The 20040-nt window shown below is 67.1% G+C and carries 22 protein-coding genes; 15 read left to right on the forward strand and 7 right to left on the reverse strand.

Going from position 1 to position 20040, the window contains the following annotated elements; all coding sequences use genetic code 11:
* Positions 1 to 25 precede the first annotated feature (25 nt).
* From OG326_RS13090 to OG326_RS13100, 3 genes are all read left to right on the forward strand, one after another.
* Positions 26 to 544 (forward strand): VOC family protein, encoded by a 519-nt coding sequence (locus tag OG326_RS13090; protein WP_327144901.1) that lies wholly within the window; start codon positions 26 to 28, stop codon positions 542 to 544.
* Positions 541 to 1497 (forward strand): MerR family transcriptional regulator, encoded by a 957-nt coding sequence (locus tag OG326_RS13095; RefSeq protein ID WP_327144902.1) that lies wholly within the window; start codon positions 541 to 543, stop codon positions 1495 to 1497. The genes OG326_RS13090 and OG326_RS13095 overlap by 4 nt, the downstream gene beginning before the upstream one ends.
* A gap of 371 nt (positions 1498 to 1868) precedes the next feature.
* Positions 1869 to 2441 carry a methyltransferase family protein gene (locus OG326_RS13100; protein WP_327144903.1) on the forward strand — a complete coding sequence of 191 codons (573 nt, stop codon included), beginning with the start codon at positions 1869 to 1871 and terminating at the stop codon, positions 2439 to 2441.
* A 17-nt stretch (positions 2442 to 2458) separates the two neighbouring features.
* On the opposite strand, the gene OG326_RS13105 is transcribed toward OG326_RS13100, so the two are convergent.
* A complete protein-coding gene (locus tag OG326_RS13105) occupies positions 2459 to 3301 on the reverse strand; it encodes an SCO6745 family protein (RefSeq protein ID WP_327144904.1) in 843 nt (280 codons plus the stop codon).
* Positions 3302 to 3573: 272 nt separating this feature from the next.
* Here OG326_RS13105 and OG326_RS13110 point away from each other — a divergent pair, with 272 nt between their 5' ends.
* The 4 genes from OG326_RS13110 (at position 3574) to OG326_RS13125 (ending at position 7143) form a co-directional block, all read left to right on the forward strand.
* Positions 3574 to 4962, forward strand: coding sequence for a purine-cytosine permease family protein (locus tag OG326_RS13110; protein WP_327144905.1), 1389 nt, complete (start codon positions 3574 to 3576; stop codon positions 4960 to 4962).
* The gene (locus OG326_RS13115) at positions 4959 to 5417 is read left to right on the forward strand and encodes a nucleoside deaminase (protein WP_442790954.1); all 459 of its coding nucleotides are present in this window, start codon (positions 4959 to 4961) and stop codon (positions 5415 to 5417) included. The genes OG326_RS13110 and OG326_RS13115 overlap by 4 nt, the downstream gene beginning before the upstream one ends.
* Entirely contained in the window at positions 5414 to 6373 is a 960-nt protein-coding gene (locus tag OG326_RS13120; RefSeq protein WP_327144906.1) for an isopenicillin N synthase family dioxygenase, read from the forward strand. The genes OG326_RS13115 and OG326_RS13120 overlap by 4 nt, the downstream gene beginning before the upstream one ends.
* 92 nt (positions 6374 to 6465) lie before the next feature.
* Positions 6466 to 7143, forward strand: coding sequence for an NADPH-dependent F420 reductase (locus OG326_RS13125; RefSeq protein WP_327144907.1), 678 nt, complete (start codon positions 6466 to 6468; stop codon positions 7141 to 7143).
* Between the two features lie 147 nt (positions 7144 to 7290).
* Here OG326_RS13125 and OG326_RS13130 read toward each other — a convergent pair whose 3' ends face one another.
* Both OG326_RS13130 and OG326_RS13135 read right to left on the reverse strand, forming a co-directional pair.
* On the reverse strand, positions 7291 to 7650 hold the full coding sequence (locus OG326_RS13130; RefSeq protein WP_327144908.1) for a DUF4189 domain-containing protein: 360 nt from the start codon (positions 7648 to 7650) through the stop codon (positions 7291 to 7293).
* 151 nt (positions 7651 to 7801) lie between these two features.
* Positions 7802 to 8272: a nuclear transport factor 2 family protein gene (locus OG326_RS13135; protein ID WP_327144909.1), complete on the reverse strand. Its 471-nt coding sequence runs from the start codon at positions 8270 to 8272 to the stop codon at positions 7802 to 7804.
* Positions 8273 to 8317: 45 nt separating this feature from the next.
* Here OG326_RS13135 and OG326_RS13140 point away from each other — a divergent pair, with 45 nt between their 5' ends.
* The 5 genes from OG326_RS13140 (at position 8318) to OG326_RS13160 (ending at position 12715) form a co-directional block, all read left to right on the forward strand.
* On the forward strand, positions 8318 to 9391 hold the full coding sequence (locus OG326_RS13140) for an NAD(P)H-dependent amine dehydrogenase family protein (protein WP_327144910.1): 1074 nt from the start codon (positions 8318 to 8320) through the stop codon (positions 9389 to 9391).
* Positions 9388 to 9879 (forward strand): carboxymuconolactone decarboxylase family protein, encoded by a 492-nt coding sequence (locus OG326_RS13145; RefSeq protein ID WP_327144911.1) that lies wholly within the window; start codon positions 9388 to 9390, stop codon positions 9877 to 9879. The genes OG326_RS13140 and OG326_RS13145 overlap by 4 nt, the downstream gene beginning before the upstream one ends.
* 150 nt (positions 9880 to 10029) lie before the next feature.
* Positions 10030 to 10713: a PadR family transcriptional regulator gene (locus tag OG326_RS13150; RefSeq protein WP_327144912.1), complete on the forward strand. Its 684-nt coding sequence runs from the start codon at positions 10030 to 10032 to the stop codon at positions 10711 to 10713.
* Between the two features lie 161 nt (positions 10714 to 10874).
* Positions 10875 to 11912, forward strand: a complete 1038-nt coding sequence (locus OG326_RS13155; protein ID WP_327144913.1) for an ABC transporter ATP-binding protein — start codon at positions 10875 to 10877, stop codon at positions 11910 to 11912.
* Positions 11909 to 12715 (forward strand): ABC transporter permease, encoded by an 807-nt coding sequence (locus OG326_RS13160; RefSeq protein ID WP_327144914.1) that lies wholly within the window; start codon positions 11909 to 11911, stop codon positions 12713 to 12715. Before OG326_RS13155 ends, OG326_RS13160 begins: the two co-directional genes overlap by 4 nt.
* A 7-nt stretch (positions 12716 to 12722) precedes the next feature.
* Here the strand turns inward: OG326_RS13160 and yaaA are convergent, their stop codons facing one another.
* A complete protein-coding gene (gene yaaA, locus OG326_RS13165) occupies positions 12723 to 13466 on the reverse strand; it encodes a peroxide stress protein YaaA (RefSeq protein WP_327144915.1) in 744 nt (247 codons plus the stop codon).
* An 82-nt stretch (positions 13467 to 13548) separates the two neighbouring features.
* Here yaaA and OG326_RS13170 point away from each other — a divergent pair, with 82 nt between their 5' ends.
* Positions 13549 to 15306, forward strand: a complete 1758-nt coding sequence (locus tag OG326_RS13170) for a proline--tRNA ligase (protein ID WP_327144916.1) — start codon at positions 13549 to 13551, stop codon at positions 15304 to 15306.
* 79 nt (positions 15307 to 15385) lie between these two features.
* Here the strand turns inward: OG326_RS13170 and OG326_RS13175 are convergent, their stop codons facing one another.
* The 3 genes from OG326_RS13175 to OG326_RS13185 all read right to left on the reverse strand — a co-directional run bounded on the left by OG326_RS13175 (position 15386) and on the right by OG326_RS13185 (position 17928).
* Positions 15386 to 16828, reverse strand: coding sequence for a three-helix bundle dimerization domain-containing protein (locus tag OG326_RS13175; RefSeq protein WP_327144917.1), 1443 nt, complete (start codon positions 16826 to 16828; stop codon positions 15386 to 15388).
* 120 nt (positions 16829 to 16948) lie between these two features.
* On the reverse strand, positions 16949 to 17383 hold the full coding sequence (locus tag OG326_RS13180; protein WP_327144918.1) for a ferritin-like domain-containing protein: 435 nt from the start codon (positions 17381 to 17383) through the stop codon (positions 16949 to 16951).
* On the reverse strand, positions 17380 to 17928 hold the full coding sequence (locus tag OG326_RS13185) for a hypothetical protein (protein WP_327144919.1): 549 nt from the start codon (positions 17926 to 17928) through the stop codon (positions 17380 to 17382). The genes OG326_RS13180 and OG326_RS13185 overlap by 4 nt, the downstream gene beginning before the upstream one ends.
* 294 nt (positions 17929 to 18222) lie before the next feature.
* Here OG326_RS13185 and rimP point away from each other — a divergent pair, with 294 nt between their 5' ends.
* The gene (rimP, locus tag OG326_RS13190) at positions 18223 to 18891 is read left to right on the forward strand and encodes a ribosome maturation factor RimP (protein ID WP_327144920.1); all 669 of its coding nucleotides are present in this window, start codon (positions 18223 to 18225) and stop codon (positions 18889 to 18891) included.
* Complete coding sequence (gene nusA / locus OG326_RS13195) at positions 18888 to 19916, forward strand: transcription termination factor NusA (RefSeq protein WP_327144921.1); 1029 nt, start codon at positions 18888 to 18890, stop codon at positions 19914 to 19916. Before rimP ends, nusA begins: the two co-directional genes overlap by 4 nt.
* Positions 19917 to 20040 lie beyond the last annotated feature (124 nt).

The following is a 20040-nucleotide window of genomic DNA, read 5'->3' on the forward strand; positions in this document are numbered from 1 at the left end:
CAGCGTGAGGCTCGACGATCGGGGCATGAGCGAATACACCAGCCCCGTTCCCCTGCCCGCGCTCGATGCGGTCGCCCCCGAGCTGTACCGCGGCTACTACGGCATGCCGATGTTCCTCATCGTCCCGACCGCCGATCTCGCGGCATCGCTGGATTTCTGGACGCGCGGCCTCGGATTCATCGATATTTTCACCGTGCCCGATCGGCTGATCCACCTGCGGCGCTGGGCATTTCAGGATGTGCTGCTCGTACCGGGGGAGCCCGCCGCCGAGGCGTCCGCGCTGCGGACGAGTTTCGCCTGTGTGCTCGGCCAGATCGAGGAGATCGCCGAGCGCTGCGCGCGGTTGCGGCCCGGGTCCGCGGGCGAGCCGCAGGAGATGCCGTGGAACTCCCGCGAATTGACCGTCATCACACCCGAGAACGTGCGCGTCGTCATGACCGCCGCCCGCCCGCTGGACCCGCGCAGCCCGCAGGCCGACCACCTGCGCGCCATCGGCTTCGAGGTGCCGGAGATCGCCGAGGCGCCGGAGATACTGAACCGATGACGGGAGATTCCGACGCACCTGTGGCAGGAGACGCGGCGCCACAGTCGGCAGGAGACGCGGCGGCACTGTCGGCAAGAGACTCGGCGGCACTGTCGGCAGGAGACGCGGCGGCACAGTCGGCAGGGGATTCCGGCGTGCACGTGGACATCGGCGACCAGGCTCCCGCCGGGACTCTCACCGTAGGTCGAGCGGCCGCTCTGGTCGGAATCAGCGTCCGGACCCTGCATCACTGGGATGTCATCGGCCTGGTCCAGCCGAGCGACCGCACCTGGTCCGGCTACCGCCTGTACGCCGCCGACGACATCGCCCGCATCCACCGGGTACTCATCTACCGCGAACTCGGATTCCCCCTCGCCGATATCGCCCGCCTCCTCGACGATCCCGCCATCGACGCCCGCACCCACCTGCGCCGCCAGCGCTCCCAGCTGCTCGACCGCATCGCCCGCCTGCAGCAGATGGTCGGCGCGGTCGATCACATGCTCGAAGCCTCCGGCACCGGAATGCAATTGACTCCCGAACAGCAGGCCGAGATCTTCGGCGACGACTGGCAGCCCGGCTGGATCGGCGAGGCGCAGCAGCGCTGGGGCGAGAGTGCGCAGTGGGCGCAGTACACGGAGCGAGCCGCAGGAATGAGCCCGGAGGACTGGCGGGCGGTCACCGCCGAAACCGATGCGCTGCAAGAGGATTTCGCCGCCGCACTACGCAACGGCGTCCTCCCCGGCTCGGAAGCGGCGAACGCACTGGCCGAGCGCCACCGCGCCCTCTTCACGCGCTACTACTACGACTGCACCCACTCGATGCAGGTCTGCCTGGGCCGAATGTTCGTGGCAGATCCCGGCTTCGCGAAACACTACGACGCCATCGAGCCCGGCCTCCCGATCTGGTTGCGCGACACCCTCTTCGCGAACGCGGCCGCACACGGCATCGACCCGGAGTCCGCCACCTGGGAGTAGTCCCCATCGGTCGAGTGCCGCCCCGGGAATGCGATCGATGGTGCTGAGCAACCGAATTCGCCCTACCTCAACGGTGGATTCGAGGGTTCCGGAGCTGTCGGCTGCCAGCCGGTCGGGGACGGCCAGGTGGTATCGAGCGACTGCTGATCGGCATAGCGCTCGAGGATCAGGAAACGGCCGGCTCGATCGGCTGCCCTGACCCATCCGAGACCTGCAGACCGGGGCAACTGGAGAACTTCCGCGGGCCATCGTGCACGCCCTGCCATCCGGCGCATATCGGGGGTCTCATCAGGGAACTTCCCGATGTGCATCGGCGAATGGGGTGCTTCCCTTGATGGGCAGGTCAGTGGTCCGAACGAGGGGAGACAATTGTGAACGCCGCCGTCGTCACCAGCTGGATATGGCTGGCACTCGAACTAGGGCTGCGCATACGCGACAGAGTGCGGCATACGGGTTCCACCGCCCGAGATCGCGGAACCAGGTTCACGATCTTCCTGCTGATGTTCCCGTCGGTCCTGGTGGCCAGCATCGTGGCAGGTGTGCTGTCCTCGAACAGTCCGCTGCGCTTCCCCGGTCCGCAACTGGTCTGGGAGGTAGTCGGTGTCATGGTGATGTGGCTGGGCCTGATCGTGCGGATATGGGCAATTGCGGTGCTGGGCAAGTCATTCCGCACCACGGTCGAGGTCGATGCCGATCAGTCGGTGGTGGACCGGGGGCCGTACCACTGGATCCGCCACCCCTCCTACACCGGCGTTCTGCTCATCACCCTCGGCTTCGGCATCGCCGCCGACAACTGGATCTCCCTGCTCGTGGTGACGATCATTCCGACCTACGGCCTGATGCGGCGCATCGATGTCGAGGAGAAGGCCCTGGTCGAGACCATGGGGCGGCCGTACGAGATCTATCGATCCACCACCAAGCGCCTGGTCCCCGGCATCTGGTGAAATGCGGCCGGAGAGCGTCAGATCGGGTTGGCGCCCATGGGGTTCGGGTAGGGGACCGCACCGCTGTGTGCGACGGCCTTCGCGGCCGGGGTGAGGGCCGCGAGGGCTGCCGCGATATCGGGGATATCGCGGTAGGCGGTCATGGCCAGCTCGTCGGTGCGGGATTCGACGTGGATGCGCAGGTTCCGGCCGGTATCGGTAATCCCGCTGTCATCGAGCAGACCGCGGGCTTGCAGGCGGTTGCGGGCTGCGGCCCAATCGGTTTCGGTCCAGCCGCGATTGTCGCGCCACATCTGCTCCGGTGCGCCGGTGTCGGCGGAGAAGAGAACATGGGCTTCGCAGCCGTCGATGCCCTCGGCGAGCAGGCACCCGACATGACCGTCGCCGCGATGCTCGCGCAGCGCGGTGGCGGCCTGCCAGAGCGCCTCGGCGGGATCGGCCGGGATGGGAAGGTCGCGATTGGCCGCGAAGAGCGCGCGGCCGGGCGCGGGTGCTCCGGCGACGGCCGCCTGGAGTGCGGGCAGGGCCTCGTCGGTGACAGCGGCGAGATCGGGCACCAGGGCCTGAAGCACCTCCGCGGCGGCGGTACGCCGGGTGGTCAGGGCGATCTCGGGGGTGGCGAAGGTCCACGCGTCGGGGATCGCGCGCCGGATCATCGCCGGGTGGAAGTTGTAGAACGTCGCTTCGATCACGCCTGGTCCGACAGCGCCCATCGGCGCGGAGCGGGCGGCGAAATAGCCCATCCAGTATCCGCGGAAGCCGGCGGCCTTGTTGGCGGCCGTGCAGCTCGGAGCGAAATAGGTCACCGCGTGCAGCGGTTCGAGCACCCGCCACATCGCGCGGGCGAAGTCGTTGTCCATTCCGTCACACTACTTACTAGGTTCATTCAACTAAAGTCAGATCGCCGGATGATTTCCCGCAATCCTGAGGACCGCCGGATTGTGCTGCGCCGCAGGCGGATTGCCACTCCGACGAATCGTAAGATTGCCCGCTCGTTTTCGTGCTCAGTGTAAAGTGTGTGACCTGGGTCACTATATTGATTTCCGCTGGTAACGCTGTTTCATATTCAGGCAACAATCAGGCCCCCACAATCCTCACAGGTCAAGCGACCGAGATTTGAGGAGTTGTATCTATGGCATCGACCCGGACCGAGGCGGCGTACAGCGATCGGCTGATTGCCGTCGAGCCCGGCGGCGACGACTACATCCCCGACAGCGCGCGGCACGGTACGCCCCGAAAGCTGTTCTGGACGTGGATGTCTCCGAATATGGAGTTCGCGACGATCTTCGTCGGCGTACTCGCCGTGACCGCCTACGGAATGAACTTCTGGCAGGCGAGTCTGGGTCTCGCGATCGGCATCGGTCTCGGCGCCGTCGCGCACTATCTGCTCTCGGCGCGCGGCCCCCTGCACGGTGTGCCGCAAATGGTGCTGGGCCGCTTGGGATTCGGCTATCTCGGCAATGCGCTGCCCGCCGGATTCATGGCCATCATGTGCGGCGTCGGCTGGTTCGCCACCAATAGCGTCAGCGGTGCGTTCGCGCTGAACTCGCTGACCGGTCTGCCGAAACTGCCCTCATTGCTCGTCATCGTGCTGGTGCAGACCGCGTTCGCATTCTTCGGGCACAATCTGGTGCAGGCTTTCGAGCGAATCGCCTTCCCGCTCTTGGCGATCGTCTTCGCCATCGTCACCGTGGTGATCTTCAGCAAGGCCGATCTGGGTGCACCCGCACCGGCAGGGGGAGCGGGCGGTATGGGCGGCTTCCTGCTGACCGTCGGCACCGCGTTCGGCTACGGCGCGGGCTGGAATCCCTACGCCGCGGACTACTCCCGCTACCTGCCCTCCACCGTCTCCCGGACCGCGACCGGCCTCTGGGCCTCCGCGGGCCTGTTCCTGTCCTGCGTCTGGCTCAGCGTCGTCGGCGCCGCCTCGGCGACGGTGGCCGCCACGGCCGAGGGCAGCCCGACCGATGTGTTCACCGCGAATCTGCCGACCGCACTGGCGAAGCTGACCCTGCTGGCCATCGCGGTCGGTGCGGTGGCGGCCAATGCGCTCAATGTGTATTCGGGGGCAATGGCTTTCGTCACCATGGGCTTCAAGTTGCCGGTGCGCACTCAGCGGGCATTGGTCTCGGCGGTCTTCGGCGTGGTCGGCTTCCTGGTCGCGTGGTGGGCGCTGCCCGACGCCGCGGCCAATTACGAGGCCTTCCTGCTGATCGTCGCCTACTGGATCGGCCCGTGGCTCGGCATCGTCTTCGCCGACGAGTACCTGCGGCGCGGCCAGCGCATCGACCACCTGCTCTACGACCGCTCGTACACCAACTGGGGTGGCGTGGCGGCCTTCCTGGTCGGCCTGGTGGTCTCGGTGGTGCTGTTCTCCAACCAGGCCAAGTTCGTCGGCTATGCGGCCAAGGCCTGGCCGCAACTCGGCGATATCACCTTCTTCGTCGGCTTCCTGATCTCCGGCGCGGCATATCTGCTGCTCAACCGTGCACGGATCGCGCGCGTGGCGGTGGCAGCATGATCGGCATGATCACCGCAAAAGATCTGCTGGTCACCGCCTACGACGAGGCACAGCTCGGACTCGCCGAGGGCGGCATTCCGATCGGCGCCGCGCTCTTCGATTCGGAGGGAAACCTGCTCGGCCGCGGCCACAATCGCCGCGTCCAGGCCGGAGATCCCAGCCTGCACGCCGAGACGGACGCCTTCCGCAATGCCGGTCGCCGCCGCGACTACCGCGACACCATCATGGTGACGACCCTCTCGCCCTGCTGGTACTGCAGCGGCCTGGTCCGCCAGTTCGGTATCGGCGCGGTGGTGGTGGGCGAGTCGATCACTTTCACCGGCGGTCACGAATGGCTTGCCGCACACGGGGTCTCGATCACCGTGCTGGACGATCCGGCCTGCGTGGACATGATGGAACGCTTCATCGCCGACCGGCCGGAACTCTGGAACGAGGACATAGGAGTAGCGGAGTGAATGCCATCGCGACCGTCGATATGAACCGCTGGCGCGCGGGCGGCCCGGACGCCGCGCAGGTACTGCGCGAGGTCGACGCGGGCATGCAGCGCGCCGGATTCCTGCTGGTGCGCGGACACGGTGTGCCGGAAGGACTTCCGGGCGCATTGCGCGCCGCCGCCCGCCGCTTCTTCGCCCTCCCCGGGGAGGTGAAGCAGCGCTACGGCACCGCCGTGGGCGGCCGCGGCTGGATCGGTCCCGGCCTGGAGGCCAACGGTTATTCCGAGGGCACCGAAACTCCGCCCGATCTGAAGGAGACCTTCGCCGTGGGCGCGGACACCCGCACCGGCGATACCCTCGTCGACGAGGTGTGGTTCCTGGATAACGTCTGGCCGGACGAGGTGGTCGAACTGCACGCGCTGTCCACCGCCTACACCGCCGCCATGCGCACGCTCTCCGATGAGCTGCTCGCCCTCTTCGCCGCCGCACTCGAGTTGCCGCACAACCCTTTCCAGGGTGTGACCACCCGCCCGACCTGGACCTGCAATATCAACTGGTACCCGCCCCTGACACACCTCGGCGCACCCGAACCCGGCCAGTTCCGCATCGGGCCGCATACCGATTTCGGCACCGTCACCGTGCTCGACCGGGAGCCCGGAGCGGGCGGCCTGCAGGTCTACACCGATGCAGAGGGCTGGGCGGACGCACCCTTCGACCCGTCCGCGCTCACCGTCAATATCGGTGACCTGCTGGCACATTGGAGCGGTCAGCGCTGGCCGGCCGGTCGCCACCGGGTGCTGCCCCCGCAGGAGACCGCCCCCGACGAGGATCTGGTCTCGCTCATCTATTTCTACGAACTCGATCACGATGCCCGCGTCACCCCGCTGGCGCCGCCGATCGGGCGCCTCGCAGGTCTGGAACCGGTGGTCTCCGCCGAGTTCCTGCGCACCCGATTGGACGCCATCACCCTCGGCTGAGACCACCTGGCGAGTTCCTGCGGCCGTCGGGAGTGTGGCGGCCGCAGGGGCGAACGGGAACATCCGCCGACGCGCGGGGGTTGGCACGGATCATGACTACGGTGGGATTGATCGGAAGCGGCAATATCGGCGGGACGCTGGCCAGACTGGCCGTCGCCGCCGGGATCGATGTGGTGCTGAGCAATTCCCGGGGGCCCGAGACATTGGCCGATCTGGTGCGGGAGCTGGGGGAGCGGGCGCGCGCCGGAACTCCGGAGGAGGCGGCCGCGGCCGGAGACATCGTGGTGGTGACGGTTCCGCTGAAGGCCTATCGCGACGTACCGGCGGACCCGCTGGTCGGCAAGGTCGTCATCGATACCAATAACTACTACCCCGAACGCGACGGCGAGTTCCCGGATCTGGAGGCGGGGACGGCCACCAGCAGTGAACTACTTCAGCGGCATCTGCCGCGGTCACGGGTTGTCAAGGCGTTCAACAACATCTACTTCAAGCATCTCGCGGTGCTGAGTCGCCCGGCCGGCGCGTCCGATCGGACAGCGCTGCCCATCGCGGGCGATGATTCCGAGGCGAAAGCCGCTGCCGCACAGTTCATCAATGCCCTGGGCTACGACACGGTCGATATCGGCGGCGCGAGCGACAGCTGGCGGACTCATCCCGATACCCCGGCCTACGGTGCGCCGTACGCGGTGGCGGCTCCCTTCTGGGAGAACGACGCGGCCCCGGCCGATGCCGAGACGGTGCGCAAGGCGGTCGACGCCGCCGAGCGGTGAATCACTGAAATCCATCGGCCGAATTGCCGGGCCGGACACTGCGACATCCCCTCGGATGCAGTGCTGTCCGGGCCGGGCAACCCGATTCTCTTCCCCCGGGGCCAGTTCCGCGACAACGGTGTCAGGTCCGTCGCGCGGCGCCGCGGATCAGTCGTTGCAGATGGCCGCGCGCACGATGGTGGAATCGCCGTACCAGAGCGCGGAACTCTCCGCCTCCGCCGGGGTGCTGCCGTATCCGCCGGTGTACTTGTTCATGCTCGCCGAGTAGGCGACCGAACCGCAGCCCGTGAAGGAGGCGACGGTCGAGCAGTCGCTGTAACCGCACTTGGCCTCGGCGGCCTGGCTGGCGGCGGACTCGGAGTCGTAATTCCAGGCCCAGCCCAGATCGCCGTCGCCGGAGACGGCAATGGCGCCCCAGTTGGCGGAGGCCGACGCCGGTGCGGCGGGCAATACGTTGGCGAGGGCGGCGAACGCGATACCGGCGGTACCGAGAAGGATCTTGCGCATGAGTGTTCCTAGCTGTGTGTCGAACCGATAGTGCAGCCGGCCGAACGAATTCGGCCGTGCGCACCACTATCGTGTGCGGCACCGACACGCGTTAACCGCTAGGTGAACACGCAGAGGGGAAGGCGCTCAGCGCTTTTCCCGTCCGGGAAGATCAGTTTCCGGCCCACCGATTGGCCGTGATCTCGTACCCGGGCAGGCCCGCGGTGGACACCTTGGACTCGTAGATCCGCACGTAACCGGTGCTCGTGATCCGCCAGATGCCGTCCTCGCGGCGGTAGGTGTCGTTGTAGTACGCGGCTCCGCGAATCAGCAATTGATAGTCGGGGACTATGACCGTGTCCTCCAAACACCAACTGCCGGTGGCGGTATCACCGTCGACCTCGATCTCCGGGTGATTGGCCACGTGCACGGTGATGATGTTCCCGCTCAGCGCGCCCTGCATATAGTCGACAATCTGGTCCCGACCTGCGAATTCGAGCGGCATACCGCCCGACGGCGACCCGTAGGAACCGATCACGTCGGTGCTGAGCGTCTCGCCGAAATCCTTCCACTGCTTGAGGTCCAGCGTCCGCAGATAGCGGTACTTGAGTGTGCGAATCTCCTCGACTGCGTTCAAATCCATAGTGAATTGGACCACGACCAACCAAGCATTTGCTACCCTCCCGAAATGATACCCACCCTGGTCTGGGGCACCGGCAATGTCGGCCGTGCCGCCATCCGCGCGGTGGCCGCGCATCCGGCGCTGAAATTGACCGGTGTGCTCGTGCACAATCCGGCGAAGGTGGGCCGCGATGCGGGTGATCTCGCCGGGCTCGACACCGAACTGGGGGTGGCGGCGACCGACGATATCGCCGCCGCGCTCGCCTCCGGGCCGGGCGCCGTGGTGTACGCGGCCTCGGGCGATATCCGGCCCGATGACGCGCTCGCCGATATCCTGCGCGCACTGCGGGCGGGCGCGGTGGTGGTGACACCCGCGCTCTACGCCCTCTACGACCAGCGCAATGCCCCGGCAGAACTTCGTGAGCCGGTGCTCGCCGCCATCGCCGAGGGTGGCGGATCGCTGTTCGTCTCCGGCGTCGATCCGGGCTGGGGCAACGATGTGCTGCCGCTGCTCGTGAGCGGGCTCGGCAGCACCGTGGATGTGGTGCGCTGCCAGGAGATCTTCGACTACACCACCTACGACCAACCCGATTCGGTGCGCTATCTGGTCGGCATGGGCCAGCCCATGGACTACGACCCGCCCATGCTCATGGCCTCGGTGCCGACCATGGTGTGGGGCGGGCAGATTCGGCTCATCGCGCGCGGACTCGGCGTCGCCGTCGAGGAGATCCGCGAGGTGGTCGAGCGGCGTCCGCTCGAAGCCACCGTCAGCACCGAGCTCATGGGCGAATTCGAGGCGGGCACCCAGGGTGCGATCCGTTTCGAGGTGCAGGGCATTGTCGACGGCCGCCCGCGCATCGTCATCGAACACATCACCCGCATCCACGCCTCCTGCGCCACCGATTGGCCGCTGCCGCACAGCGGCGCCGGCGCGCATCGCGTGATCATCGAGGGCCGCCCGCGCATCGAGGTCACCATCCAGGCCACCGATGAGGACGGCAATCACTCCGCGGGCGGAAACGCCACCGCCGTAGGCAGATTGGTCGGCGCCATCGACTGGCTCGTGGCCGCCGAACCCGGCCTCTACGACGCCCTCGACATTCCCCTGCGACCCGGCACTCTCGGAAGGAACCAGCCGTGATCATCGACATTCCCGAAGGCAAGGACCCCATCGGCTACGTGTGGGGTGAAATGGTGCCCGGCATCGGCACCGCCGCCGCCGCGTTCTCCCTCGCCGTCTACTCGCACACCACGCTGGGACTGCGCGAATTCGAGGCCGCCCGGCTGCGCATCGCGCAGATCAACGGCTGCCTGTTCTGCCTGGACTGGCGCACCGATCGTGACGGCGAGAAGGTCGGGGAATCCTTCGAGCAGGACGTCACCGACTGGCGCACCACCGAATCCTTCGACGACCGCACCCGCCTGGCCGCCGAATACGCCGAGCGCTACGCCCTGGACCACCACAATCTCGACGATGAATTCTGGGCCCGCATGTTTGCCGCCTACTCCCAGGCCGAAGTGGTGGAACTGTCCATGTGCCTGGGCTCCTGGCTGGCCTTCGGCCGCCTCAATCATGTGCTCGGCCTCGATGCCGTCTGCGTACTCCCCGGTCATCCCGCGGGGCAGTAGCAGTCGATGAGCGGTGTCGTCCGGCCCTACCTGGACGACACCGCTCGATTCTTTATCCGGCCCTGCCCACCGGAGCCTTGCCCGCTGGTCGGAGCGGGGATACTCTGATGAGAGTAATCAATACTCTGGTCAGAGTATGCGGAGGTGGGCATGGCTGGGAAACGAGCGTTTCGCCGTGTCAATCCGTTGTCGCTGGCGGTACTGGTGCAGCTGTGGGAGCGGCCCATGCATCCGTATCAGATGTCGCAGACGCTCAAGCAGCGCGGCAAGGACGACAGTGTGCGGATCAATTACGGTGCGCTGTACGCCGTGGTGGAATCGCTACTGCAGCAGGGGTTCATCGACGTCGTCGGGGCCGAGCAGGAGGGGAATCGGCCCGCGCGCACCGTGTACCGGATCACCGATGACGGCATTGCCGAAATGCGGGACTGGTTGCGCGAGTGGGTATCCGAGGCCGAGAAAGAGTATCCGCGGTTCATGGCCGCGCTGTCGTTTCTGCCGGTGCTGGGCCCCGATGAGGCCGCCGATCTGCTGAACCGCCGAATTGCCGTGCTGGACAAGCGGATTGCCGCCATCAATGACACCAAGATCGCCACCGAGAGCTGGCTTCCCGAACTTCTCATTATCGAGGGGCTCTACGAGCTGCGGATGCTGGAGGCCGATCGGGAGTTCACGGCCGGGCTGGTGGTCCGCATCCAGACGGGCGAGCTGGGCGGGATCGCGGGCTGGCGGCAGATATACGAACTGTCGCAAAAGTTTCCGGGCGGCCGGATACCGCCGGAGGAGAGCGACAAGCTCATGGAGGAATGGGGGTTACCGACACCACCCACGTGATCGACCATCCCGATACACGACAACGGCCCGGGTGCGCTAACACCCGAGCCGTCGCCGGATCCGAACGATCGGCGGCGTAGACCGCTGATGCTCGAACTGCACTCACAGCATATCTGCCGGTCTCGCGGTCGTTCGAATCCCCGAACCACGAGGACCGAACCATGTCTTTTTCTTCCCACCCACCTGCTACAGCCATGCCCGCGGTCGAGGTCAGCGACCTCGTCAAGGTCTACCCCGGCGGACGGCGAACCCCGGAAATCCGGGCGCTGGACGGCCTGACCTTCGCCATTGCCGCCGGCACCGTCTACGGAATGCTCGGGCCCAATGGCGCGGGCAAATCCACCACCACCAAGATCTGCACCACCCTCGCACGCGCCACCTCGGGCACCGCGCGGGTGGCCGGATTCGATGTCGGCGCCGATGCGGGCGCCATCCGCCATCGCATCGGCTACGTCTCCCAGGGCTCGGGCGCGGACCCGCGGCAGACGCCCTTCGAGAATCTCGTCATGGCCGCCCGGCTGCACGGGATTTCCCGGCGCGACGCCCTCGGGCGGGCCGCCGGACTGCTCGAGCAATTCCAGCTCACCGAGGCGCGGGATCGTAAGGTGGCCAAGCTGTCCGGCGGTATGCGGCGCAAGCTGGATGTCGCCGTGGGGCTGGTGCATACGCCGGCGGTGCTGTTCCTCGATGAACCCACCACCGGACTCGACCCGCAGGCGCGCGCCGAAATGTGGTCCGAGATCCGGCGATTGGCCACCGAGGCGGCGCTCACCGTGGTGTTGACCACGCACTATCTGGAGGAGGCCGATGAGCTGTGCGACCGCCTGGTCATCATCGATCACGGCCGCGCCGTCATCGAAGGCACTCCGGCACAGCTGAAGTCGACGCTCGACGGCGACACCTTGACAGTGGAGCTCATCAACCCGGACGTGGCCGCGGTGCGTGCGGTCGGCGAATCGATCTCCGCACTGCGCGATGTGGTGGTCGAGACCGATGGACCCGGCGGCCGCATGATCGCCCGCACCGACGATCCGTCCGGCGTGGTCGGCCGGGTGATCTCGGAATTCGACGCTGCCGCAATTGCATTCGGTGCGGTGTCGGTGTCACGCCCGACCCTCGATGATGTGTATCTGCACTATGCGGGCCGCTCCTACCGGTCCGGCGCGGCCCATGGCAAGCGGGCGGAGGTGGCAGCATGAGCACCCTGACCGCCTACGAAACCCCTTCCGCCGGATGGTTCGTCGCCGCCGGGCAGATCTTCCGCCGCTGGTCGATCAATACCCTGCGCGAATCCTGGGGTGTGGCCGCCGCACTGCTGCAACCCATTGTCTGGATTCTCTTGTTCGGCCAGGTCTTCAAATCGGTCGGCAGTATTCCGGGATTCGGCTCGGCGAACTACATCACCTTCCTGGTGCCGGGCGTCCTCATGATGACCGTGCTCTACTCCGGCGTGTGGGCGGGCACCTCCTATATCGAGGACATCGACAACGGTGTGATGAATCAGCTGCTCACCGCGCCGATTTCGCGCAGCGCGGTGATCGCGGGCCAGCTCGCCGTCCAGCTCGTCATCGGCATCGTGCAATCGGCGCTCGTGCTCGGCATCGGATTCCTCGGCGGCGCACGGTATCCCGGCGGTATCAACGGAATGGCGCTCGCGCTCGCGGCCGCCACCCTGCTGGCGGCGATCTTCTGCGCCGGGTCGGTGGCCCTCGCGCTGACCGCGCGCAGTCAGATCGCCTTGATCGGCATGTCGCAGCTGATCATTCTGCCCGCGACCTTCCTGTCCTCGGGCATGATGGCCACCGCCCTCATGCCCGGTTGGGTGCAGGGCATTTCGAGGTTCAACCCGGTGTCCTGGGCGGTCGATATCGGCCGCAGCGGACTCGCGGGCGCGGCGGACGCGGGATTCGTGGCCGCCCACCTCGGGTACCTGCTGGCGCTGGCCGCCCTCGCGTTCTGGTGGGCCGTCTCCGCCTTCCGGAGTTATCAGCGCACACAGTGACCGGCGGCTAGGTGAGTACGAGAAGTTCGGTCGGCGAAGCGATTTCGATGCGCAGGCCGAACTTCTCGGCCACCCGGGCCAGGCCGTTGATATCGGTCGGCTCGGAACGGGCGAGGACCAGCGCGCGGGCCAGCAGACCCTTGTGGTGCTTATTGAAATGGCTCACCACCGTCCGGCTGCCGTCGGGACGCTCGGTGAGCACGGCGGCGGTGATCGCACCCGGAATGCGGCCCAGGTTCTGGTAGGTGCCCGACCGCAGATCGACGATCAGCTGCCCGTCGGTCTCCTCGCGCAGCGCCTCCGGCAGCACCTGCTTCCACACCGATTGCAGTGTCGGCATACCGGGCAGCTTCGAACCGCCCGAAAGCCGGTACGCCGGAATCGGATCGCCCGCCCGGACCACACCGAACAGCGCCGACCCGATGGCGAGGCGCGCATTGGCCTTGGTGCGCTGGGCGGTGGTGAAGCACGCGGCATCGAGCGCGTCGTAGAGCACGCCGGTGTACCGGTCCAGCGCCGCCCGCGTCGGCGAGGTGCGCAGCGCGGCATTGCGCGCGATCTCCGCGTCAGCCCCCTTGCCCAGTGCCAGCGCGGACCGCGAGGCCTCCGGATCGGCGGCCAATTGGATCAGCTCGGTGACCAGCTTGTCGCGAACCGCCGTGAGCTGCGGCATCGCAAGGGTGTCCAGGTCCAGGGGACGGCCCGAACCACCGTCGGACTTGGTTTCTGAGGGAGGCAGCAGCACCAGCACAGGCGAACACGGTAGTGCACGCGAGCGAGCGAGCAGTGAGGCACTGTGGGCATCGGCCGAGCAGCGGCTATCGTGTGGAGCCGTGATCACCCGCCTCTCCCACCTCTTCCTGCGCACCCTGCGCGACGATCCCGCCGATGCCGAGGTGCCCAGCCACAGGTTGCTGGTCCGCGCCGGATATGTGCGCCGCATCGCGCCCGGCATCTACTCGTGGCTGCCGCTCGGCCTGCGCACGCTGCGCAAGATCGAGAACGTCGTCCGGGAGGAAATGGACGCCATCGGCGCCCAGGAGATTTCGCTGCCGGCGCTGCTGCCGCGCGAACCGTACGAGACCACCAACCGGTGGACCGAATACGGCGACGGCCTGTTCCGGCTCAAGGACCGCAAGGGGCAGGACTACCTGCTCGGCCCCACCCACGAGGAGCTTTTCGCGCTCACCGTGAAGGGCGAATACAACTCGTACAAGGATCTGCCGGTCACCCTGTACCAGATCCAGACCAAGTACCGCGACGAGGCGCGTCCGCGCGCCGGCATTCTGCGCGGCCGCGAATTCATCATGAAGGATTCGTACTCCTTCGACCTCGATGAGGACGGGCTCAAGAAGAGCTACAGCGCGCACCGCGAGGCGTACCAGAAGATCTTCGAGCGCTTGGGCGTGTCGTATGTGATCGTGGCCGCCACCTCCGGCGCCATGGGCGGATCCGCCTCCGAGGAGTTCCTGGCCGACAGCCCCGTGGGTGAGGACACCTACGTGCTCTGCCGCGAATCCGGTTATGCCGCAAACGTCGAGGCAGTGATTACCGCCGCACCCCCCGAGATCCCGCTCGAGGGTCAGGCCGAGGCCGTGGTGCACCAGACCCCCGGCACTCCGACCATCGCGTCGCTGGTGGAGTGGGCGAACAGCGCGGGCATCGCCGAGCAGCTGGGCCGCCCCGTCACCGCCGCCGACACTCTGAAGAACGTGATCGTCAAGCTGCGCTACCCGGACGGCAAGACCGAGATCCTCGGCGTCGGCCTTCCGGGCGACCGCGAGGTCGACGAGAAGCGGCTCGAGGCCTCGGTCGAACCCGCCGAGGTGGAGCTGCTCGGCGATGCGGACTTCAAGGCCAACCCCTTCCTGGTCAAGGGCTACATCGGCCCGAAGGCGCTGCTGGCCAACGGTGTTCGCTACCTGCTCGACCCGCGCGTCGTCTCCGGCACCGCCTGGATCACCGGTGCGGACGAGTCCGGCAAGCACTATGTGAACCTGGTCGCCGGTCGTGACTTCGTCGCCGACGGCACCATCGAGGCCGCCGAGGTCCGGGACGGCGATCCCTCGCCCGACGGCCGTGGCGTCCTGGAGGCCGCGCGCGGCATCGAGATCGGCCACATCTTCCAGCTCGGCCAGAAGTACACCGACTCCTTCGAGGTCGACGTGCTCGGCGAGAACGGTAAGCCGGTGCGCCTGACCATGGGCTCCTACGGCGTCGGCGTCTCCCGCATGATGGCCGTCATCGCCGAGCAGATGCACGACGAGAAGGGCCTGCGCTGGCCCCGCGAGGTCGCGCCGTACGACGTGCACGTGGTCATCGCCAATAAGGACGACGGCGCGCGCGAGGGTGCGGAACAGATTGTGGCGGAACTGAACTCGCACGGTCTCGAGGTGCTCTTCGACGACCGCAAGGCCTCCCCGGGCGTCAAGTTCAAGGATGCCGAGCTGCTCGGCATGCCGCTGGTGGTCGTCATCGGCCGCGGCTGGGCCGAGGGCAAGCTCGAACTGCGCGACCGCTTCGCCGGCACCAGCGATGAGCTCCCGGCCGAATCGGCCGTGGCGTCCATTGTCGCCAGGGTGCGCGGCTGACCCGTAGTCGGCGAAACAGCAAGCCGCGCATCACACTCGGTGATGCGCGGCTTTGTTGTTTCGACCCGGTCGTTTCCGCTCAGTTGTAGGCCTTGGCGACATCGTCGAGCAGATGCTCGAGGGTGTCGTAATTCGGCGGATCGACCACATTGATGAGGTTCGTATCGACCGGAACCTGGTGTTCGGCGGTGACTTTCGTGAACAGGCTCGGATCATTGGGCCGGAAGCCGTGTTCGGCCGCGAGCCGCTGCAGATCCGGATCGGTGGTCAGCAGCTTGCCGATCCGGTCGCCCCTGTCGTTCAGCGGCACCACGGTGTGCTGGGACAGGACGGTCGGCTTCGGATACATCAGCACCATGTCCGGCTTCAACTGGCCGTGCACGGCGGCGTCCACGTACTGGGCTTCGTAGACCCAGGCCATCGGCACCGGGCCCATCCCATTGGCGAGGTAGTCCTTGAACGGTCCGTCGCTGCTGGACTCGGTGTAGCCCTGGCGGGTGAACAGACGCGAAATGCGGGACACCGCATAGTCTTCGGCCTTGGTCCCGCGCACGATGGTGTTGTCATTGGCGACGTAGGCCGTTACCGCCAGGTACATCGCGGCGGAGTTGGAGGTCCGCGGATCGGTGGTGGCCACCAGCACATTCTTGCGGACCGGATAGACGGTGTTACCGGCCAGCTGATCCCACTGCGTGCCCTGCTCGGCGAGGGCGAGGTACTTCTCGACGTCGAATGCCGTTGTCGCGCCGGGCTGCACGATTCCGGCCTGGGTCAGCAGATCCGCGATCGGCTTGAAGGTGGCGATGACCATGGGGGAGGAGAACGGCGTGTACTTGCCGCTCACCCCACGTTCGCGCTGGATCCGCTCGGCGGCCGCGGCACTCGACGGGAAGGCGAAGTCGTACTTGGCCAGATCCACCGAGGTGGAGATCTGCCGTGATCCGGCCGGATCGACCTGCACCTGCAGTCCGTGTTTGGCCAGCGCCTGCGCGACCTGCGGATCGTCGAAGAACGCCATCTTCTCCGAGCCGACCACACCGTGCACCGTCGTCAACGGCACCGGCCCCGCGCTCACCGGCCCCGAATCCGGCTGCTGCACAGCGACAACAGCCACCACCGCGATCACCGCGAGCACGGCGCCCGCACCGATCAGCACGGTCCGGCGCGGCAGGGCCGCCGTCCGTCCGCCCAAACCCTTGGCGGCCGAACCCAATCGGTCCAAGGTGTCGAACAGATGACGGCCGGCCGAATTCGAATTGTCGCCCAATGGAATTGCTGTCGTATTCGCTGAAACCGATTGTTCGATATCGGTTTCCGTCGCGGCCGGATCCAACTCCCGCCGCGCAATCCGCTCGATCAGAATGGGAACGAAATCACGCACCGAATGCCCGTCGAACCGTCGCCGCACCGTACCCACCACGGCCTCGACGCGCTCCTTCGAATGCGCCTCGCCATAGTCGTCTACCAGGCGATTCGTCAGCGCACGCAGTGCTTTTTCTTCCCGGGCAGTATCGACCGCCACAGTCTCTCCTCGACTCACATCGGAATTGATTGCGCGGCAGGGATAATGCACCTGGCCACGTCGGTCCGACCTTACCGGTATTCACCGACTAGTTCGGACCGAGTGAATCGAGAAGAATTGTCAGGGCTGGCCGGGAAAGGCGACCGTGATCGGGTTGGCGCCGAGGATGGACTGCCAGGTGGCCAGCCGTAGAGCGGTTTCGGTGAGTGCGTCGAGCGCGATGTGCCGGATTTCGGGGGTGTCGGCCCGCTCCACCGCGGAGCGCCATGCCGCCGCCGTATCGGACTCGACGGTCACCGCGAGTTTGGCGGCCGGAATCGGGTCGTCGACGACGAACGGCGTCGTATAGGCGGCGGCGGGCGCCGGGGCGTTCGCGCCGAGCGATTTCAGGGTGTCGATGGTCGCATCACGCCGGGCCCGGTGCGCCGCAGTGGATTCGGCGACGAGCTTGTCGCGGTCGTGATTGGCGAAGGCGGCAATGATGCCGTACGCGTACACAGCGGCGTACTCGGCGCTCAACGCATCGGTGAGCGCCTGCTGATCGGGTGTGGTCATGCGAGCAGCACCCCCGCGTGGGTGGCGCAGGCGGCGCTGATGGAACCGAGCAGGCCCGCGCGGTAGCCGGTGAGCGTGACCGACAGATCGGCGGCGGCACGCTGGGCCTGAGTCAGGTTGGTGCGCAGCTGATTCACCGATGGCGGCGGCACCGCCACGGTGGGGGTGACCGGCGCGACCCGGCGGCTGGGCGTGGTGCCGTCACCGTAAACGCCTATGGCGCGGTCGATTTCGGTACGCAGCGCATCGGCATGCGCACCGCGCTGGGTGGCGATCGTCTGCAGCGGCCCGGCGAGTGTGGGGTTGACGGCGATGGCGGCGCTCGCGACGGCGGCATCGGTGCGCGCCGACAGTTCCTGTGCCAGCAGCGGATCCGGAGGTTCCGGGGCGTCGTCTTTGGCGCAGGCGGTCAGCGTGCCGGCCGCCGCGACGGCGAAAACGCCGCCACCGGCCAGGCGCAGCACGGCACGGCGGTCCACGGTGCGAACGGGGGGCTCGGGCGTGAGCGGAACGCCGCCTGTCTGGCGGCTCTGACTGCGGGGCACGGGTACATGGTGCCAGCCGCCGGAGCGCGCCCGCCGCGCCAGGGCCGTCCGATAGGCTGTGATCTCGATCGATATGCCGCAGGAACGGGCGCGTCGGCACTGGACACGCCGCCGTTCCGGTAGCGCCGACCATGCCGAAGTCGAGAGCATCGGCTGGTCCTTTACACTCTTTCCGCGCGTTACGCTAGACCTTCGGTGCGCTAATTCGCCGAACTCTGGACAGCACCACCGCCGCACCACACAGCCGCACCACACAACTGCAACCCGTGACAACTGAACCAGGAGCCGCCCCAGATGCCGATGCCGACCGAGGACAGGGTGAGCCAGCTCGTTGCTGGGCTCGTCGAACGCCGGGGATTCGACCTCGAGGGCGTTTCGATTTCGGCCGCCGGTACCGCGCATGCCAAGGTGAAGGTGACAGTCGACAGTGACGAGGCCGCCCCACTGAACGCCGTCGCAGAGCTGAGCTCGGAAGTTTCGGCGGCGCTCGACGAGGCGGGCGACTTCGGCGAGACCCCGTATCTGCTGGAGGTCACCACCCCCGGCATCGATCGACCCCTCACCGAGCTACGCCACTGGCGGCGTGCCCGCGGCCGCAAGGTGAAGGTCACGCTCCGCCCGGGCGTCGAATCTCCGGAGGAGAAGGGCAAGGCGCGCTTCGAGGCTCGCGTGGGGGCCGCCACCGAGACCGAGGTGGCACTGGTCCTCGGCGGCAAGCGGAAGCCACACCGGGTGACGGTGCCGCTGGCCGGAATCGAGTTCGCCGTGGTGCAGGTGGAGTTCTCTCCGCCGGGCATCGCCGAACTCGAGCTAGCCGGGGGAGTCGCACCGGGCCGTCCGCGGCCGGGTGCGCAGGAGGTGCCCCTGGACGACGGCGCGGCAGACGAAGCACCGGACGACGAAGCACCCGAAGACGAAGACGAAGCAGTATCCGATTCACCGACCGAAGGGATCGTGGAATGAACATCGAAATCGAAGCCCTGCGCGCGATTGTCGCCGACAAGGGGATCTCGATGGAGACCGTGATCTCCGCGATCGAGTCCGCGTTGCTCACCGCTTATCGGCACACCGACGGCCACGAGGCCAACGCCCGCATCGACATCAACCAGAAGACCGGCGTCGTAAGGGTGATGGCCCGCGAGGTCGACGCCGACAGCAATGTCATCTCCGAATGGGACGACACCCCAGAGGGTTTCGGCCGCATCGCCGCCACCACCGCCCGCCAGGTGGTGCTGCAGCGGCTGCGCGATGCCGAGAACGAGAAGTCCTTCGGCGATTTCGCCACCCATGAGGGCGACATCGTCGGCGGCGTGATCCAGCGCGACGCCCGCATGAACGCGCGCGGCACCATCGTGGTGCGCATCGGCAGCGAGGCGAACGGCACCGAGGGCGTCATCCCGCCCGCCGAGCAGGTGCCCGGCGAAACCTACGAGCACGGCGATCGCATCAAGTGCTACGTGGTCGGCGTCTCGCGTGGCCCGCGTGGCCCGCAGATCACGCTCTCGCGTACCCACCCGAACCTGGTGCGCCGCCTGTTCGCGCTCGAGGTGCCGGAGATCGCGGACGGTTCGGTCGAGATCGTGGCCGTGGCCCGCGAGGCCGGGCACCGCTCCAAGATCGCGGTCCGCTCCACCGTCTCGGGCGTGAACGCCAAGGGCGCGTGCATCGGCCCGATGGGTCAGCGCGTGCGCAATGTCATGAGCGAGCTGGCCGGCGAGAAGATCGACATCATCGACTACGCCGAGGATCCCGCGACTTTCGTCGGGAATGCGCTCTCCCCGTCGAAGGTTGTCTCCGTCACGATTGTCGATCCCGACGCCCGCGCGGCCCGGGTCGTGGTGCCGGACTTCCAGCTCTCGCTGGCGATCGGCAAGGAGGGCCAGAATGCCCGCCTCGCAGCACGTCTCACCGGCTGGCGTATCGACATTCGCAGCGACGCGGCGCCCGATGTGGCCGGGTCGGTGCGTTCCGAAGCGCACCGCAGCTGACCCACGGGCGCCACACCGGGGTTGATCTTGTAGCACGAATCGGCCCCGGTAGGTCCCGAGATTTGTGAAACAGACCCCGCGGATGACAGCTTGGTAACTTCCCAGGGGTACGGATGCGGAGATC

Source organism: Nocardia sp. NBC_01327 (assembly GCF_035958815.1).
Taxonomy (GTDB): domain Bacteria; phylum Actinomycetota; class Actinomycetes; order Mycobacteriales; family Mycobacteriaceae; genus Nocardia.